The sequence below is a fragment of the Cyclobacterium xiamenense genome (assembly GCF_009467825.1).
Taxonomy (GTDB): Bacteria; Bacteroidota; Bacteroidia; order Cytophagales; family Cyclobacteriaceae; genus Cyclobacterium; species Cyclobacterium xiamenense.
Genome location: NZ_WIOK01000011.1, coordinates 164,593 through 183,572 on the forward strand (window position 1 = coordinate 164,593; position 18,980 = coordinate 183,572).

The window sequence follows — 18,980 nt, forward strand, 5'->3', positions numbered from 1 at the left end:
CCTCGCTTTATGATTACATTATAGTTATAAATAGTTGATAGAAAATTATTTAAGTGTTTTTATACGCATTTTACTTTAAATAAGTATGCTAGTCGCAATCTGTACAACAAATATCCGGTACTTTGGTTAATCGTGAGCTTCGCAAGATACGGTGATGCCCCAGTTCCTCGTTTACCGGGCTGTTCGTTTGTACGGGAGCAGCTGAACCGGAGGCATTCGCTGCGTAGCGCTGTTGGTAGCTTTGGGTAAAGGACTCCTGCTGACTCGAGTTCATGAAATTCGCTGTTGATTGGGCCACCAGTGCATCCTCCAATCCGGAAACATGGTCAAAAACGTTGGTAATCCGGGGCAATACTTCCACGACTACCACGCTCAAGGAGGCCGTCACTGGCAACCCGTACAATCGGAGCAATTGGTGTACTTCGGCATTCGTCCAAATGGTGGTGCCGTATTTGGTGGCATGTTTATTCCTGGAAGTCAGCGCTTTTAGTTTTAAGAACTTGCCTGCATTTCCCGTCACTCCCTGCCCTTTGACGGTTTTCCAGGCGATCTGTTGTAGCAATTGCATTTCTTGCTTGCTGTAGTTTTCCAGGAGACTTTCTGGCAGCTCGTTCGTTACTTGTACCCGCCAATCCAACGGACGGTCATCCAATAAAATGTTTCGGTAATCCCGATTATCTACCCGCTTCACCTGCGCATACAATAGCGCCCAAAGCTCGGTGCGGGGCGGGTCTGCGGTTACATTTTTACCTTTGTGAACAGCCACCGCATAGGGTGCCGTTACCCAGATTTTGTCTTTGTCCCGGTTTGGCATGCAGGATAAAATGGGGGCCGGATGCTGAATCCCCTGCATTTTCAAACGCCGACCAAACCGACCCTGTGCGGTGGTCCAAACCTTTTCCGGTGGATCTGCATCCGTGGGTCCCGTCCGCTCAAAGTGCCCGACTCGAAACTCATAGGTAAAAAAGCCAAACATCTCATCGCTATTGGCGTGCATACCGGGAGGCAGCGGCAGGATGTAATGAACATCGCTGTCTTTGCTTTTCAGCATGGGCTGCATGGCATTCAAGCCGGCAAGGTCTTTGGAGGAATCCGGCGAGACGATGCGGATCGGTTCCGGGTCCAGGGGCAAACGGGGCTCCTCGGGAGCTTGTAATAAGGAAGGATGATTGTTGCTAAGCAACTGGTCCGGAGCTTGCGCCAATACCCGCGCAAAATAGCAATCCTGGGGATCTTCGACGGGTTTGTCAAATTCAATCCACAAAAAGCGCTTTCGGGATTCGCTATTTTCGTATTTCTCATCCCGTACGTAGGGGGAAAGCGCATAGCCGGCCGAAACAATTTTGGGTACCTGTGCGGGCGGGCTCGTAATCGGCAGGATCATTTCCACCGGTTCCAGGGGATCGTTTACCGTGCCATGGTCTGGTTTGAACCGCGGCTCCAGTCGGTAGCTCAGGCTGATGGTATCCGGAAAAGTGCCGGGTTCATCGCGTTTGGGTTCCACCGCATCAAAAAATACCAGTCGTGTACTGGTACGCTGCGGGCCATCCAGGGACTCGAAGGAAGCCGTACGTATCAGTTTGAGCGTTCCGGCAAGTGCATCGACCTCCCCCTCTTCGGTATCGTGGGTAAATCTCTTGGACCGTCTCAGCTGGAATGCCTCGGTTTCCAGGGCATCCCACATCCAATCCCGGTCCAGTTCGTAATTCATACAAACCAACCAATGGTTGAATAAATCGCCCTTTGACGCAAAGGTGATGGAAGAGCCGTCCGGTGCCAGGCTATGGCGGATACGGCTACTGCAACCAAAAACTACTCGCTTTCCTTTGGGGGCATGAAGGGTCAGGCCGTTGCTCTGCAGTTGCAAACGGTCTGCCAGGTGCTGAATATTACTGGTCCGTTCGTCGCGCGATTTGCCGAGCAACAGACTGTTCCAGGTTCCATCAAATACGGTACGCGCATCCGATCGCATGTAGATGCCCTGCAACGCGGGAATACCGGCCGTTTGTACCAGCAATCCGGTCTCGTCCTGAGAGGGCTGGTACAACAGTACGGTAAAAGAGGCGCCATACCGCACGTCCATTTCGGGGTTGGCCTCATCCAAAACACCGTAGTAGGCCTCCGTCTGTGCTTCGGTTTCTTTGTCCTCACAAACTGCCCGAATGGTCAGCCGGGCCGTTCTGGAGGTGGGCAGTACCAATTCGGTGAGGTCGTCGATATCTGCCGTCAGTCCCAGGTCCTGTACCAGGTTTTGGGTAGCTCCGGTGCCGAGTACCTTATCGGTTCCCTGTATATCCCGGTATACAATGGGAATGGGTAGGCTGGCCTCGTACTGCGTTTCGTCGTTCCCAATGGCAGGAAAATAGCGGTAGGTGGTGTACAGGTGCACGTAATCGTCTTTGTCCGAGACACTGTCTAATTTATCAAGTTTAAGGCTGGCGATCTCCACGACAATTTCCACCCGGTCCACGTCCGGATCGGCAATACCCAGCCCCACCCGGTGCTCGGCATCGGCCGCCGCGGTACTCAGTCCCAGATTGGACTGCGCGGATAATCGCCCAATCGGGTCTTCATATTTGCCGGTATAGACCACGGCGGGATAGCTTAGTTTGGGACGTCGGATGGTCAGTATTTCCAGGTCGTTGGGCCCGTCTATCCCCGTGACCGGATGCACCTCTCCTGGGGCCGCCTGTGGGTTGGACTCAATTTCTAAAATTCGGGGTTGGATTGGGGCTATGTACCTTTTGAATCGGCAAAATCCGATATCCGAGGGGGTTTCGTTGATGGGTTGCCGCTCTATGGCCGGGCTACCCCCGCTGATATCCTGTAAGCGCACCCGGAATTCGTAAGCTTCGCCGTACCGCAACTGCGCCGTCAGGTTTCCCGCCTGGTAGATTTCATTGAGCCGGTTTTGCGCAGCTCCGGTTACTCCGGTTCCAGTGGTCACTGGATTACCGGCTTTGTCGGTTGCCGGCTGCCCGTCCGGATCGGCGTCCACATTGGGGTGGGTCGTCTGGTAAACCGCGGCGGCGTCGGCATCGGGTAGCACCATGCTGTGTCCGGTCCAGTTTGCAAAATACATGGGCAGCCAATAGGGCTGCGGCTGCCCCAGCACCTGCTCGGTTCCATCAAGCTGCATGGGGTAAACCTGGTAGGGCAATTCTCCGGAAAAATCACCCAGCACAATGGCATCATTGGGGGTATCCGGATCCCGGCTGAGGGCAAAGGCATTTCGGTTGCTCACCTGATTCAGCGATTCCCAAGAACCCGGCGTCCCTCCTTCCCCGGCTTGTTGGCGAACGTCGATGACGAACCCATGTACCCCGATGGGCGCGTCCAGCCGTTTAACCGGACCGCTTACGCTAGGGTCTTCGGAAAGTTGCCGAAGGTACCAGTTGAGCAACTGCAAATCGTCCCAGCCGAGTTGAATGCCCGCATCGGTAAGGGGGTATGAACCATCCGGTTCTTCGATCAGGGGATCGCGGTGTGGCGCCTGGTGGCAATGCACGGTTTTGGCAAAGCCGTCGTCGTAAATGGCCGTTTCTATAAACAAATTGTCGTAGTTGCCATCGTGAATGGAAAGCACCGGGTACAGCTGCGGTGCAAAAACCTGGCGTGGCTCACCGGGCCGCAAGATAGGAATGCGGGCCGCATACCGTTTGATAAAACCGTCCTCTGCGGCAAACGGAGGGCTAAAGCTGCTTCCTTCGGCCAGGTCCAGGTACAGGAAGCCCCCGTCCGGAAACGTATCGGCGGCAATAGGCAGGCTGAAGGAATAGATAAAGCCGGCCGCCCTCGCAAGCAGAGGCTGACGCAGGATATGCGCGAATACCTTTCCCCAGCTGACGGATGGACCGCTTTGCTGAAATCCCTGATGGAATTTGGCACCCTTCACGGCACAGTGGTAGGTATCGTCGGTAAAGGCATTTTTGTTGTTGATGGCCTTTAATCCGGTTGCTTTTAGAAACGTCTTGGGTAGGTGCTTGTAGACAGATACGTTCCGGGGCCGGGGAGCCTGAAATTGCCGGGACTGGGGTATGGCTGCCAGGCTGGCATTGGTATTAACCATGTTTTGGTCCGCTATCTGAAGGTGATTGGCCATGGCTTCGAAAATCTCCCTGGGGTTTGCCGGAGATTGGGTGCTTACCGGAATGGCATCGGTAAGGGCTTGGGGCTGCGGCAATGGGTTGGCCCCAAATCCTTGTATCACCTGAGCTCCAAAGGAGAAATTCGCATCCGCAAACGCGACCGTGGCATCGGGAATTGCCGGCTGCTGCCCGGTGATGATCGGGCTGAGCGGGTTATGGTCCCGGGGGAGCACCACGATGTTTACCTGCAATTCGTTTCCGTCAAAATACTGCGGAAAGGTCATGATGGAGAGTCGTTGATTCGGATTCATGGTAAAAATGAATTAGGCAATCCGGCGTTGCTCCTGCCAGGATTCGGTGAAATTGATATTGATGATAAAGGCGATGCTTATATCCAGGCCAAAGGTGACCTGGCATTGCATATCGGTACGGGAATCACCCCCGGGCAGTGCCTTTTTGGCATACGTACCTTTGGCTTCAATGCGAATGGTAATGGACACGATACCGCCCAGTATTTCCGCATGCCCCTCGAAAAGCAGAAAAGCGGAGACTTCCACAATTCCCTCGGCAATAAAGATTTCCGCTCCGACGACGAACAGGACGCTGACATTTCCGGCAACCGGTAGCCCTACCACGATTTGTGCGCCGAATCCAAATTTCATCCGAAGGGAAGGCCCCAGTTGGGTATCCGCAGCGATGTCCACCTCAGCCTGTCCGATGGCGTAGATGGTCGCTGCAGAAACGGACACACACATCACGGAAAGCCGCCCATAGAATCCCAACACCCCACCGGCCGAGGGCAGCAATTCGTTGGCATTGGTGGTGACTTTCAGGGCGGCATTGAAATAAGCTCCGATTTTTAGGCCGGCCTCTAGTTTAAAGGGGGTATTCGGATCGTTGTAAACCGCATCGGGTACCGGGAAGCGAATGACTGGAATTTCCTTGGAGGCCTCAAATTTGTATTCCCAGCTGCCTGCTTTGTTGCTCATGGCCAACTGCAGCCCATTTTGCACCGCTTCTCCGTAATTGCCTTCCTGCAGGCTTTGCAGGATCTCCAGTAGGTCTACCAGAGGATCCAACTCCGGAGCAAACTCCAAATCGGGTTTGGGATAGGTGGCTTCCTTTCCCTTTTCGGAATCCCAATTTCCGCGGATGGTCATGAGCCGCTTGATGCCTGCCAGGTCGATCACCAGCCCGATATTGTTCATTTTGCTTTTCCAGCTTTCGGTGACCGAGTTGATGTCAAAATCCAGCGAACCGGGTTCTTCTATGGTGCCATTTTTATCCTTCTTTGCATACTCGATGTAAATCCGGAAATTGCCCTCACCCACATCGATCAATTCAAACTCCGTGGGTAGGTCAAACAATTCCTCCGGATTGTGCAGGAGCTGAAGTCCCTGCTCCTTGACATTATTGAGCGTATCCTGCACGTCCATCAGTTCGAAAACATCCTGGCCCAAATCCTGAAGCGCATTCAAATCAAAGGGGATGGAACCGTTTTTCTTCATGAGAATGGCCTCTCCCAGTGTTTGCAGCGAGAAATCATCCCCGGCCCCGATATTGGGGAAGATGCCTTTGGTATTGACTATGCGAAAGGCATCCACGAATAACGGCGGTGTTTTGCTAAGCAGCTTTTTCAGCCCATTTTGAAAAGAGGGGGTCAACAGCAGTGCCTTCTGCGTATCCGTACTTTGTAGAAATCCGTAATTCACGGTACCGTTTATCGGTTGCCGGAATAATTCCAGCGGTTCGGCTATTCGGGTAAGTACGGCATTGACCGGCGTATCGATTTTTACCGATTCCCCGTCTTTGATGATTTTTCCGGGCCGGATTACCGGAATCCCAAAATTGGGAGGAACCGGGCTCACCTCGCCGTTGGCACGTTCGTGTCGGACCATCGACCAGCTGCCGTCTTTTGGGAGCAATACATTGCCCCTGCCTGCCAGGCAAAAAACCGGGTCGGAGCCGTTTTGTGCAAACGAATTGTTGAAATCAAAGTGGCTGAAACGCATTTTCTGCGCACTACCGACCAATTCAACTTCGCAATCAATCGCTCCACCAATTGTTCCTTGCCGTTGGACCAGTTGCCTCAAGGCGGCATTATTAAGCGGAAAACCTTTGGGACCCAGCTGCACGAAGCCCAGGATGCGGCTGGAGGGCACCAGTTCCTTCTCCCCCTCCGCAGTAGTTTTGGTTTGCATGCCAGCCGTAGCGCCTTCGATCTCTACGTCGGCGTCAAAATACACCGGCTGCAACTTGACATCAAAATTTTGGGGGGTGTTTACCTCCATACCCAGCTGGTCTACCGATTCTGCGAATAGCACGTTTTCTTCAAAGGGAGCGACTTCCGCCGTTTCAACGATATTGGAGACGTTGTATAGCCCCTTAACAAGGCCAGGGTGAATGGCAAACTCCGCCATTTTTTCAACGGCAATCAGCTGGGGTTCGGGGTTTTCTGGCGGGCCTCCCGGAAAAGCTGGATTTGTTTCGTACACATAATACCTGAAATCAAACTTTCCGTCGCTTTCTGCACGCCAGCCACTGTCAAACCGGTAAACGTAACCCGAACTAACCCGGAACAGGGTGATTGTTCGCACCACCTTGATGGCCCAGGGGTAAAGAATGCTTTTGACCTGAATGATCTCGTGGGAGCAGCGCCCCAGCATCACATCAAATTTTGCCTGACTGGTTTCCGCAACCGCCGCTTTGGTATTCAGCCAATTGCTAAACATGCTGGCACCGTACCCGCTTAGGTCCATGCGCGTGACCGGCACCCCGCGTTGCTTGAATAGCTCAAAGGGATAATTGCTGTCGTAGAAAAATTCCCGGTTAAAGATATCGGTCACACTACCTCCCAGGGTACTGTTGCCGGTGGCATTTCCCAAAAAGTCCAGCACGTTGTTCAGCTGTACCGTGGTGCCCATAAACATGTCACTATCGCCCTCTCGTAGGGGTGTTCCGGCATCAATGCGAAGCTGCAGGCCGGATTGCATGGCATTATCAAAATTAATTTTGGTTTCCCGCAGGTTGCCACCTTCCCGATCCACGTTATTAAACCGGTAGTTTTCGGTAAGCAAGGCGGCAGCCTTCATGCCAAAAGGCAGGGTAAAAAAGGAAAAAGCTTGAAACGCAGTGTCCGTTAAACGCTTTTCTAACAGAAAATCGGTCAGCGGGAGTGGCGCGAGTACGACTTTTTCCTTGCTGTTATTAGCGATACGGGTAGGGCCTCCGTCGTTGGGATAGTAGTTAAAGCCGCCGGCCGGATCGCCGGGAATGGGCCCATCTGGCGGAGGGGCCGGAGGAGAAAGGTTGATCACGGGCTCCCAGGATATCTGGGGCACGGTAAAGGCCCGCACATTTTCTCCGTTGCTCACCACATCCAATCCTTGTACCTGCAGCGAAAAAAAGCTGTAGGAAATCTCACCCGTAATGGGATCCCTTTCGGTGTCTATACGGAACTGCCGGCGGTCAAATAAATCAAAGCTGATGCCGAAAAGATCTGCATTGGTGCTGACATCCAGCAGGGCGAATACATCTCTTCGGTACCGGTTGGTCTCTTTTTCCCATCGGTTCCCGTAGTCCGGTAAGGGTTTCCTGACGGGACTTGCGGCCGGGGTGGCAGCGGATGCGAACTTGGCCATGGCCTGTGGCTCCACCTGATCCAGGGAATTGGAGAAGCTCATGGCGGAAAGCCGGTTTGCAGGATTCTCCAAATCTGCCTGCATGGCAAAGGAATTAGTGGCATTGAGGACCGTTCCCGAAAAATTCCCCGGGCTGCTTGTGTCCGGTGCAGGTGTTGCGGAATCGGATGTACTCTCCAGGGAAATCCCTCCGAAAAGTTGTGCTAACGGAGAAAAGTGAAACGTCACCTCTACCTCATCGCCTTCCGTTGCTGCGGACCAGCTTGTTTTCCCCAGGAGCCAGCCTTGCATGGAGGCCCCTGCCGCGCCGGGAAGGCCGGCACTATCCGGACGAAATTGATTTCGAATCAGGCCCAGATTGGCAGCATAGGGATCGGGTAAGGTGGGAATATAGGCCAACAGGCCGAAGGAAAGAAACAGGGATCCCTCGTAGACCTTGGAAAAGTCTTCGGTGACCTTACCAAATAACAGGCAGCCATTGGGTTGGGTGACCTTAAACAGCGCGTTGCTCATGGCCAGGGCCATTTGTTCCGGCCGGTAGGGGTCCTGATTGGTGATTTCCCCTGTGTCGGCAATCAGGTTATCGTCGTATAGGTAAGCGAGCCGGTCAGCGGAAGTAGCCGACAGGATCAGCAGGGAATGTTTGGATTGAACCGATGGAGGACTGCCGTCTACTTTTACCGGGCGGTCCACCTGAAAATCTGCATCGCAAAACCGCATGAGGATTTCGCTCCCATTGGCATTGCTTAAATAGAGCAAAGGCCCAGCTTGAGGAAAGGTCAATTGCACATGGGAGGGTACAACCTGCTCCGCTTCTCTCCAAAGCTCCAACACTTGGCTTGCATGGGGATTGGCTACATTAAAATCAGCCAACAGCAATTGCCCGGGTGAAGCCAAAAAATGAGTTTGGGACAGCTGGAAGCCATTTCCCGCCAACCCCTTCCAGGAATTTACCAACCCGGGACCTGTGCGCAGGTAAAGTTGTCCCGTTCCTTCCGGGAGGGTCGGCTGATTTAGGTTCAATTGGGTCAGCGGCAATAGCCAACCGCTTAGTTCCAGAGGCGCTTTGTTTCGCAAGAAGTTAAAATCCGACTCGGGCTGCTGCACGACTATTTCACTGACTGAGGACTGAAAGGGAATAAGAATCCGTTGAAGTTGCGGATGGTAGCTTAGCGGTTCATTCTTTGACCAGGTAAGGGAAATTTTTTGTCCCATCAATTGCCAGCCGGCTTTTCCGATTCGCATGATGGAAGCAGTACTACCTGAGATGCGGAAACTAAACGTAGACGGAAAGTTCAAGGACATGCTCGCCGCTGCTTTTCCGTAGGTAGTAGCGGTTTTGTCAGAAGCCGACGACTCCTGCTGCGCCAAGGTTAGGGCAACCTCAATTGTGGCGGTGGCCGGTAGGGTTAGCTTTTTGTTCGTATTTTTAGCAGCATGGCTGAGCTTTAATGTACCGGACTGAATCGTCAGGCCAGTATAGGACCCTTCGGGGGCATTTGGGGAAAACAAACGAGCATTGATCCAGATACCGCCTTTTGCCAGGTTGTATTGGATTTGTCTGCTGCTTAGTACGGCTCTGGTTCGAATCCCTCCTACCTTTTTTGCTGGCTGGAAAAGCAGGATTGGGGAGGCAATTCCCTGCTTGTACAGGGCAGTGAAGGTGCCTATGGGCAAAAAATCAAACCAGAACTGCCTTCCGTCGATTCCCTGCAGGGGGCCAACCGTTTGGTCCACCTTCGAACCTGCCGACCAGGAGGCCACCGACTGCGGAAGCAGCGGGTCTCGCAAGGGCAGATCCCGGCGAAAAACAGTAAACTGGGTCTCCGGTTCCTTCTTTTTCCGTGCTTTTTCGATGGTTTGGATCGACTTTTTTTGGGTATCGCTAAGCGACTCTGCCTGAAACAAGTCCGACTTTTCAATGGAAAAGGGATTGGGACGCAGTGCCAAGGGGTCCCCTTCCAGGTGGGTCCGGGTAAGTAATTTATTCAACTGCAGGGATGCTTTTTTATCTTCGGCTGTGCTTAGGCGCAGGGGCCCAATCAACCCGGATAGCAGGGCATTGATGGCTGGTTTCTTCATGGTATGGGGTTTACTAACCGAAAAGTCAAAAACGGTAGGTTGCAGTTACCGAATTCTCGTACACGACGAAAAATAAAGCTAGTCGTATCACCGGAAAGGCGCAATCCCCAAAAAAGGGGATTTTTAAATGAAATCGGATTTAGAGGCTTCTTTGATGAGTTGGGCCGTATTTTTTACCGCAAACTTTTCGAGTAGGTGCTTGCGGTGGGTAATGGCCGTATGAATACTGATGTACAATCGGTCAGCAATTTCTTTGGAAGAATACCCTTCTCCGATTAGGAGTAACACCTCCTTTTCCCTGTTCGAAATTTCCACGGTTCGTCGCTGCAGGGAAAAGCGAAATCCAGACAGGGTTTTTTCGATACGCTCTTTGTTGGATAGATCGTATACATAGCTGATTACCAGTATAGCATAAGGCTTTATTAAAAGTGATACCTGATGTTGTAGCAAACACCACCTACATTGGGAATCCTGAATGTGGTAGGAAAAAATGTGGCCGACTGGCAATTGAGGAGAAAAACTAGCCGTCTGCATGATGTTCTCAAGGTTCGAACGAATGCCTGGTAATTCCTCCGGCTTGATCCGGTTAAACCAAAACTCCCAGCCACCTTCGGCCATTTCCTGCTTGCTGTAGCCCAAAATGGCAGCGAACGAATTGTTGTGGTACAAAAACTTTTTTTTCCCATTATCAAACACACTCACCATTAAATCCCGCTCTCCCTCACAACAACAGGAAAGTGCATGCATTTCCTCCAGGGACAAGGTTTCATTGCTTGCGTTTTTCGATTGCATCTGCGTAATAAAAAGTCTTTTAATCAAGGGTTTACAGCGAAATATACACATTAAATCAGATAAAAGATAGTGTGGGAAAGCATTTCGAACAATTGGATCAACTATCTGAGTTGCCAACCATTCTCTCCTATTTTGGTACTGCTACCGTATACTACCTTGACAAATCCGGGATATTCCGTACATTTAATAGACAAACAAACGTTTTGAACCAATGTGGGACGACGACGACGATACCCGACAATACCTGGTGGTGGTTAACCATGAAGAGCAATACAGCATTTGGCCGGAGGGCCGTGAACTTCCGCTTGGCTGGCAAGCGGTCGGAAAAGCAGGAACCAAGCAGGAATGCCTGGATTATATAGAAGAAGTTTGGACCGATATGCGGCCGCTTTCTTTGCGAAAAAAAATGGAAGAAATGCAGCGCAATCGGGAAAAAGACAGCTAACTATCTTCGTAAAAGAAACCCGTTTCACCCCCAAAATACCAAAATTCATGCATGTACGCACGAGACTAACGCCTTTGCTGCTAACGGCTCTTTTGATCCTGGTGCTACCCTTTAGCGGCAGGGCCAATGAACTGGATACCATTCGACATCGAGTAGTAGCCGAATTGCTAAAAACCGAGGTTTCGGAGGCAAAGGTACAGGATATTCTGGACCGAATGCGTTCGGACGGTTCGTTTCCGGATATCAACTACGAAGATTTGAGCCGAACGGCAGGCTTTCCCCACCGACATCATACCGCAGATTTGGTGTATTTGGCAACGGCCTACCGCAAACCCTCCTCCTCGTTTTACCAGGATCCGGAGTTAAAGCAAAAAATTACCGTTTCTCTGGATTATTGGGTGGAAAACGATTTTTTTGGCGATAACTGGCACAACAACCAAATATCCACCCCGACCAATTTGGTAAACCTGATGCTGCTGATCGGAGATGAATTGCCGGAAGATTTGGTGGAAAGTGCGCAGCCCATCATTGGACGGGCGCACATGAATGCTTCCGGAGCCCGTCCCAGTGGGGACCGCATTGTTATCGCTGGAATCCTGGCCAAGAACCTATTGTTTACCGGAGATAAGGCTGGGTTTGATGAGGTAATTTCCATCATTGCCAATGAAATCAAGTTTTCTACCGGAGAGCGGGGCATGCAACACGACTACAGTTTTCACCACCGGGTGGATCGGGTAAACAATACCACCTCCTATGGCTACGGTAAGTACGCCAATGCCTTCGGCGAATGGGCAGATTATGTGGCCGGTACCTCCTATGCCTTTGACACCGATAGGATCAATCAGCTGGTGGATTATTACCTGGACGGGGTCTACAAGCAGCTGGTCTATGGTATCTACGAAGACATCAGCGTAAAGAACCGGGCCATTTCCAATCAAACCAGCTTTCAGCCGAAAGGGACGGTGGAGATCGAACGGCTTTTGCGCAGTACCGATTACCGGAAAGCAGAACTCGAGGAAATCATACAGCTACGTAAAGGCGAGCGCTCTCCTACCCGCGCTTTTGCTAAATTTTTCTGGCAAACAGAACATTTTGTGCTGCAGCGACCGGATTTTTATACGACCGTGCGGATGTTTTCCACCCGCAACCGCAACATGGAAATCCCCTACAATGGCCCAGGCATTACCACCCACCACCGGGCAGACGGCACCAATTACCTCCAGCTAACCGGCAACGAATACCACGATATCTGGCCCGTATACGACTGGCAGAAAATATCCGGTACCACCATTCTTCAAAAACCCGAATTACACGGTCCCGATGATATCCAGATGGATGGGTTGACGGATTTTGTGGGTGCTGCCGATGACGGCTATTTCGGTGCGGTAGGCTTTGATTTTATCAGTCCGCACGATGGTACCAGGGCAAAAAAGGGATGGTTTTTCTTTGATCGGGTCTTTGTTTGTCTGGGGGCCGGAATTGCTTCGGATAAGCCCCATTCCGTAGCCACGACGGTGGATCAGGTCTTGCTCCGGGGCCCGATCCGGGTACAGCAAAAGGACAGTGATTCCCGGGTCTTACCTGAGGGGGAACACAAACTGGAAGAGTTGGAATGGTTGTACCACGACGGTGTGGGCTATTGGTTTCCCGACCGACCTACGCTACAGGTGAAGAATCAGGTCGAGCGGGGCAGTTGGGCCGATATCACCGATCAGAAAAACATTTCCACGGAAGAAATACAGAAAAAGGTTCTGACCGCTTATTTCGATCACGGTATTCGCCCTCAGGAAGCGGGATATGCCTATGTGGTCGCTCCAAGAGTTAATGCGAAAGAACTGGCTTCCCTTTCACGGTCCGGATTAGCCATTCTGGCTAATAATCAGCGGTTACAGGCGGTACACCACCCTGGCCTGGAGCAAACGCAAGCCGTATTTTACGAGGCAGGCTCCCTTTCTCTGCCTGATGGGACCGAAGTGACCGCAGCGCAGCCGGGGATTGTACTAGTAATGGGTAAAGAAAACGCCAACAGTTCCGTAACCGTCGCCGATCCCTTGCGATCGGCAGAGGTTTTTGTGATCCACCTTCCCGGCCGGTACGAGACACCATCCGAGGGCATTACGGCTGACTGGGACAGCGCTACGAACAGCACGCGGCTCGACATTGAATTGCCTCAAGGAGTTTATGCCGGGAAATCCGTAACGCTAGAACTGCAGCGCCGTGACCAGTAGATTTTTTCTGGTGATCATTTGCAGTTGGATACCTTCGGGAAGAAAACCGATTACTGTACTACTTCTTTAGACAACTAATTTATGCGAATGCTACCTGTCAAACTCTTAATTGCTTGTTTTTGGCTTCTCATGTTCCTGGGGATTCATTCCCTCCAGGCCCAACAGCCTCCTAACATCGTCCTTATCCTGGCGGATGATCTGGGCCACGAGGTCTTGCCGGCCTATGGGAATAACGATCATCAAACGCCCTCCCTGGACCGCATGGCTGCCGGAGGAATGGTATTTGAAAATGCCCATGCCATGCCCTTGTGTACCCCCTCCCGGGTACAACTGATGACAGGGAAATACAATTTTCGCAATTACATCGGTTTCGGCTTGCTGGACCCTAATGAGAAAACCATGGCCCACTGGCTTCAAGAACAGGGCTATGCCACCTGCGTGGTGGGCAAATGGCAATTGTATGGCAATGCACGGCAGCGGGAATTGGCCGGGGGAAAGATTGGCAGCCGGCCGGAGGAAGCGGGCTTCGATTCCTACCGGCTGTGGCAGGTGAGCGATCTGGGTTCCCGGTATAAGGATCCCCTACTGGAAACCAAAGACAATGGCCTGGAAAAGTTTGACGGGCAGTACGGTCCGGACCTTTTTACCGATTACCTGGAGGACTTTGTGGAGCAGCAGGCAGGTGATCCCTTTTTCGCTTATTTCCCCATGGCGCTGACCCACGATCCCTTTGAGCCTTACCCCGGTTCCCCTGATTTTGCATCCTACGATCCCCAAAAGCGGGTCAACGATCCTCAGTATTTTCCTGGGATGGTGACCTATATGGACAAGTTGGTGGGACGGATTATCGACAAGGTGGCTGAACTGGGCATTGCCGAAAAGACCCTGATCCTGTTTGTGGGTGATAACGGCACCGACCGGGATGTGGTCACCAGGTTTAAGGGACAGGAGTTGCGCGGCAACAAGGGCTATACCAACGATCTGGGAACGCATGTGCCGATGTTGGCCTATTGGCCAGGGACGGTCGCCGCGGGCAGCAGAAACGAAAATTTGATCGACCTGTCGGATTTTTTACCCACGTTGCTGGAAGTATCCGGAAAGGAACCCAATGCCTTGCCCGGACCGCTGGATGGGATCAGTTTTTATCCCCAATTGACGGATTCCGGGTACACCGGGCCGGTGCGGGAATGGGTATTTTGCCATTATGACCCCAATTGGGGCAATTTCAGGCCCCGGACTTTTGTACACGACACCGACTGGAAGTACTATGCCGATGGAGAAATCTACGATCTCCGCAACGATTTGCTGGAAACCCGGCCGCTCGATTTTGCAGCGTTGGATGCTACCGGTAAAAAAGCGATTCGCAAACTCCGTAAGGTGCTGAAGCAGATGCGGTAGTAGACGGTTGCGAAATAGAAAACCATATAAGGCATTGAAGGCGATATAAGTGTGTTAAAAAAGCAACCATATAAGGGATTGAAGGCCATATAAGTGGTTTAATAAAGGAATCATATCAGGCATACAAGTGGGATCTAAGACAGAAAAATAACCTTTATCTTGATTTACAATTGGATATTGTACAAAAAAATAGGCAGCAATCCATATTATCAAAAAAGTCTTATATGCCCTTATATGGTTTATAAAAAAGGAACCATATAAGGCATTGAAGGACATAGTAGAGGCGTTTAAGATCGAAAATCGCCCTTCCCTCGCTTTAAAGTTGCGTATTACACAGAAAATTTTCAAAAAAACTTATATGCTCTAATATGCCTTATATGGTTTAATAATAAGTGGACCCATAGACGTGGCAGTCAAAGAGCTGGGAATGTGTATGGATTGAGGCCTATATTTCGCGCCTTCAGCGCTTGGGATGCTGCTATCCACATTGTTGTCACAGGGCTACACCCTGCGCTGTGGTATTGCGCGCCTTCAGCGCTAGGAATTCAAAACTCGTCTTTTTCCTTAGATGCCTTTTATGAATTGAAAATAAGTGGAACCATATAAGGGCATAGAGAAAGAGCCCCTGGCAGATTACATAGTCTCCTTTGGTTTCAAAATCATATGGTGCAGAACCCATAGATAAGAAGATCCCTATGTATGCTCATGTGCCCTATGTGGTTAAAAAACGAAATTTTTACGGCGCTGAAGCAAATATATATGAGGGATTTTGAAAGGCATTAGATTTTGTCATTGAATAAAAACCCACGTTGGCTAACAAACTGCTTTCAGCTAATTTCCATTAATAACCTTATATTTCCTTATATGCCTTATATGGTTTAAAAAAACCTGAATCCTATAAGGGCATAGAAGAGGAACCCCGGGCAGACTAAAAAGTCTACGTTGGTTTCAAAATCTTATGGTGCAGAACCCATAGTTAAGAAGAGCCCTATGTGCGCTCATGTGCCCTATGTGGTTAAAAAACTAAATTTTTACGGCGCTGATAGGCATATAAGCAAAAATTTAATGGGGCATGATTCTTTTTTGAAGCCTTAAGATCTCGAAGAAATGGAAACCATCAATTCAATCGATGTAAAACCCTGAAATGACCTTATATGCCTTATATGGTTTAAAAAAACTTGAATCCTATAAGGGCATAGAAGAGGAAGCCCGGGCAGATTAAAAAGTCTACGTTGGTTTCAAAATCTTATGGTGCAGAACCCATAGTTAAGGAGATCCCTATGTGCGCTCATGTGCCCTATGTGGTTAAAAATGAAACTTATACGGAGCTGAAGCAAATATATATGAGGGATTTTGAAAGGCATTAGATTTTGTCATTGAATAAAAACCCGTGTTGGCTAACAAACTGCTTTCAGCCTATTTACATCAATAACCTTATATTTCCTTATTATATGGTTAGAAAATGGGTGGACCCATAGACGCACCAGTCAAAGAGTAGGGACTGCGTATGGATTGACGCCTATATTTCGCGCCTTCAGCGCTTGGGATGCTGCTATCCACATTGTTGTCACAGGCCTACACCCTGCGCTGTGGTATTGCGCGCCTTCAGCGCTAGGAATACAAAACTCGTCTTTTTCCTTAAATGCCTTTTATGAATTGAAAATAAGTGGAACCATATAAGGGCATAGAGAAAGAGCCCCTGGCAGATTACATAGTCTCCTTTGGTTTCAAAATCTTATGGTGCAGAACCCATAATTAAGAAGAGCCTATGTGCGCTCATGTGCCCTATGTAGTTAAAAACGAAACTTATACGGCGCTGAAAGGCATATAAGCAAAATTTTAATGAGACATGATTCTTTTTTGAAGCCTTAAGATCTCGAAAAAATGGGGTATCCCTTCGGCCTGATACCTGTAGGGAATGAGGCCGTAAATTAGTAAGCGATTTTTAAGATCAGGCTTCTTCCTGTTTGATTGGGAGGTATTTTTCCAGGTCATTCACCCTTGCATCGGCAATGGTGTTCAAGGTATCCTTAAGCCATTGGTAAGGTTCAATCCCGTTTAATTTGCAGGTTCCAAAGAAGGAATACATCATGGCCGCATGTTCGGCCGCCTGATGGGAGCCGGCAAAAAGATAGTTCTTTCTGCCCAATGCTACCGGGCGAATACTGTTTTCCACTTGATTGTTGTCAATTTCCCATGCTCCGTTATCCTTATACCGTTTCAACCTGGGCCATAGGTTTTGAGTATAGGATAACGCTTTGCCAATGCCACTTTTTGGCAATACGGTGTCGCAAGCTGATTGGACACGCATCCATTTCTCCATTTTCTTCAGGATACGGGTAGCCATTCGCTTTCGGTAATAATAGCGTTGTTGGTGCGAATAGCCTGCCTCTTTGGCTTTACGCTCTATTGCATACAGCTTTTGGATCATGACCAGCATCTGCTTAGCTCTTTTCGCATCGTTGGAGAGGGCTTTTTCAAAATAGCGTCTGGCATGGGCCATACAGGCCAAAAGGGTGATTCCTTTGCGGTGAGAAAAAACCTCATAAGCAGCGTACCCATCCGTCTGCAGCGCACCCTGAAAGCCCTGCAAAAACAGCTCTGGACCCTCTCTGCCCCGGTTTCTTCGGTAATCAAAGCAGACCAGCCTTTCTTCCGGGGCCCGGTATACCCAATGATAACCGGTATGGGTGGCCCCTTTCTTTTCCGAGCTCTGGACGGGAAGTGGTGTTTCATCGGCATGTAAATAGGATGCCTTCAGGGTTTTTTCGCATAATAGTTCATATAGCGGGGTAAGCAGCGTGCAGGTGGCACTAAACCATCCACTGATGGTGGATTCGGCCAGGGTCACACCCTGCCGCTTAAACTGCTGCACCTGCCTGTAATAGGGAAGGTGGTCGATGAACTTGCTGATCATAAGGTGGGCTAGCAGTCCCGGACCGGCGTTGCCTTGCGGGATAGGCAGAGACGGCAGTTTACCAATCCTCAGGGTCTGATCTCCACAACTATCTGTCTGAACATATCGGGGACGGATATATTGCTTGACGAAGATCTTTCCAGGGGTATATTCCAGAATTTCAGTGATGGATTCACCGATTTTTTTTGCCCCCGAATCAAGTCCTTCAGGTTCTATGGTCTCGCTCTGGCGTGGAAGGTGAGCAGGAAGTTCAAGTCTGACTGCTTTGCGTTTCTTTTTTTTACGGCTGTAGTTTACCTGAATCGGTTCTTCCTCTTCCAACTCCATGGTTTCCGGGTGCAGGCCAAGGGTTAGCTGGCCGTTGTCTCCGGGAATGAAACGTTCCTGCTTAGAGCCGAAAACCATGCGCTTCAGGGCAGCGAGTTCGGCTTCCAGATACGCATTTTTTTGCTTCAGTTCGGTGATGATACCAGCCTGTCTGCCCAGGTCTTTCTGAAGGGAAAGATAGTCTTCCTGGGTGATGATTTCCGGCTGGTTTTGCATGATCAAAAATACTAAAATAGTGCCTTTTTACCTATTTTAAGACACTTTTTTTACTGTATTTTTGGGGGTATAACGGGGGCTTCGTTCCATGTTTTTCAGCTGAAATCCTTCGATGATCATTACCAGTTGGGACCAGGCCAGCGGGAGATTTTCCCCGTTGGATTCGGGAAGCAAAAAGACACCTTTTTCCAGTCTTTTGTAGTAAAGTACAAAACCTCCCGTTTCCCAATGCAACAGCTTTAGGCGGTCTCTGCGTTTGTTGAAAAAGACAAATACATCTCCGTTGGTGGCGTGCCGGTTGAGTTTTTCCGAGACAATGCCGCAGAGCCCGTCAAAACTCTTTCGCATGTCGGTCGGCTTTGAAAACATAAAATAGCGGTGAGAGGATGTCAGCGAAAACATCAGAACAAGCAGATCAGGGATTTGATTTCCTCAACGGGTGTCCCTCGGGGTACCGAAAGGGTCACCCCATTGGGGTAGCGGATATCAACGGACTTTTCAACAATGGGACAGATGGCCCGGAATTCCCCTTCTGAAGATTCTTGGCTTTTCAGGTAAAGGCTACGCCAATAACCAAATTTGGCAAGGTTAATACCTTCGGCTACACAAAAGGTTTCCTGGGTCTGCTCACTTGATTCCCATTCCCGGACAAGGGAAAACATCTTTTTACGTAATTCCTCGGATCTCATCTACAAGTGATTTAAAGTTCAGACCAAAATTGGCTGAAAAATCACCCTCTTCAAATAGCAATGCTATTAAGTTAAGCTTTTTGGTTTATTTTTCTGGTTTCAAAATTGAATAATTTTGATTTTTAGCTTCCCTTTCTTGGCTCTTTATTAAGCTAGG

9 protein-coding genes are annotated in these 18,980 nt (G+C 50.1%); 3 read left to right on the forward strand and 6 right to left on the reverse strand.

The genetic code is table 11. From position 1 onward, the window contains the following. Window positions 1–88 precede the first annotated feature (88 nt). The 3 genes from GCU44_RS10790 to GCU44_RS10800 all read right to left on the reverse strand — a co-directional run bounded on the left by GCU44_RS10790 (window position 89) and on the right by GCU44_RS10800 (window position 10,630). Window positions 89–4,399 carry a hypothetical protein gene (locus GCU44_RS10790; protein WP_154856405.1) on the reverse strand — a complete coding sequence of 1,437 codons (4,311 nt, stop codon included), beginning with the start codon at window positions 4,397–4,399 and terminating at the stop codon, window positions 89–91. Window positions 4,400–4,411: 12 nt separating this feature from the next. Next, a complete protein-coding gene (locus GCU44_RS10795) occupies window positions 4,412–9,811 on the reverse strand; it encodes a hypothetical protein (protein WP_154856406.1) in 5,400 nt (1,799 codons plus the stop codon). Between the two features lie 123 nt (window positions 9,812–9,934). Continuing rightward, a complete protein-coding gene (locus GCU44_RS10800) occupies window positions 9,935–10,630 on the reverse strand; it encodes a LuxR C-terminal-related transcriptional regulator (RefSeq protein WP_206670828.1) in 696 nt (231 codons plus the stop codon). A gap of 184 nt (window positions 10,631–10,814) precedes the next feature. Here GCU44_RS10800 and GCU44_RS10805 point away from each other — a divergent pair, with 184 nt between their 5' ends. The 3 genes from GCU44_RS10805 to GCU44_RS10815 all read left to right on the forward strand — a co-directional run bounded on the left by GCU44_RS10805 (window position 10,815) and on the right by GCU44_RS10815 (window position 14,674). Next, window positions 10,815–11,048 (forward strand): MbtH family protein, encoded by a 234-nt coding sequence (locus GCU44_RS10805; RefSeq protein WP_092169494.1) that lies wholly within the window; start codon window positions 10,815–10,817, stop codon window positions 11,046–11,048. A 47-nt stretch (window positions 11,049–11,095) separates the two neighbouring features. Next, window positions 11,096–13,276 carry a polysaccharide lyase family 8 super-sandwich domain-containing protein gene (locus tag GCU44_RS10810; RefSeq protein ID WP_154856407.1) on the forward strand — a complete coding sequence of 727 codons (2,181 nt, stop codon included), beginning with the start codon at window positions 11,096–11,098 and terminating at the stop codon, window positions 13,274–13,276. 87 nt (window positions 13,277–13,363) lie between these two features. Next, window positions 13,364–14,674 (forward strand): sulfatase-like hydrolase/transferase, encoded by a 1,311-nt coding sequence (locus GCU44_RS10815; protein ID WP_241684907.1) that lies wholly within the window; start codon window positions 13,364–13,366, stop codon window positions 14,672–14,674. Between the two features lie 1,951 nt (window positions 14,675–16,625). On the opposite strand, the gene tnpC is transcribed toward GCU44_RS10815, so the two are convergent. The 3 genes from tnpC to tnpA are packed head-to-tail and all read right to left on the reverse strand — an operon-like array spanning window position 16,626 to window position 18,823. Further along, on the reverse strand, window positions 16,626–18,134 hold the full coding sequence (gene tnpC / locus GCU44_RS10820) for an IS66 family transposase (protein WP_154856408.1): 1,509 nt from the start codon (window positions 18,132–18,134) through the stop codon (window positions 16,626–16,628). A gap of 36 nt (window positions 18,135–18,170) precedes the next feature. Next, a complete protein-coding gene (gene tnpB / locus GCU44_RS10825) occupies window positions 18,171–18,536 on the reverse strand; it encodes an IS66 family insertion sequence element accessory protein TnpB (protein WP_154856409.1) in 366 nt (121 codons plus the stop codon). Next, entirely contained in the window at window positions 18,536–18,823 is a 288-nt protein-coding gene (gene tnpA / locus GCU44_RS10830; RefSeq protein ID WP_154856410.1) for an IS66 family insertion sequence element accessory protein TnpA, read from the reverse strand. The genes tnpB and tnpA overlap by 1 nt, the downstream gene beginning before the upstream one ends. Window positions 18,824–18,980: the final 157 nt, after the last annotated feature.

Bases quoted from the DNA above. Each gene is read 5' to 3' on its own strand.
- GCU44_RS10790 (WP_154856405.1), bottom strand. From the start codon at position 4,399: ATGAATCCGAATCAACGACTCTCCATCATGACCTTTCCGCAGTATTTT.
- GCU44_RS10795 (WP_154856406.1), bottom strand. From the start codon at position 9,811: ATGAAGAAACCAGCCATCAATGCCCTGCTATCCGGGTTGATTGGGCCC.
- GCU44_RS10805 (WP_092169494.1), top strand. From the start codon at position 10,815: ATGTGGGACGACGACGACGATACCCGACAATACCTGGTGGTGGTTAAC.
- GCU44_RS10810 (WP_154856407.1), top strand. From the start codon at position 11,096: ATGCATGTACGCACGAGACTAACGCCTTTGCTGCTAACGGCTCTTTTG.
- GCU44_RS10815 (WP_241684907.1), top strand. From the start codon at position 13,364: ATGCTACCTGTCAAACTCTTAATTGCTTGTTTTTGGCTTCTCATGTTC.
- tnpC (WP_154856408.1), bottom strand. From the start codon at position 18,134: ATGCAAAACCAGCCGGAAATCATCACCCAGGAAGACTATCTTTCCCTT.
- tnpB (WP_154856409.1), bottom strand. From the start codon at position 18,536: ATGTTTTCGCTGACATCCTCTCACCGCTATTTTATGTTTTCAAAGCCG.
- tnpA (WP_154856410.1), bottom strand. From the start codon at position 18,823: ATGAGATCCGAGGAATTACGTAAAAAGATGTTTTCCCTTGTCCGGGAA.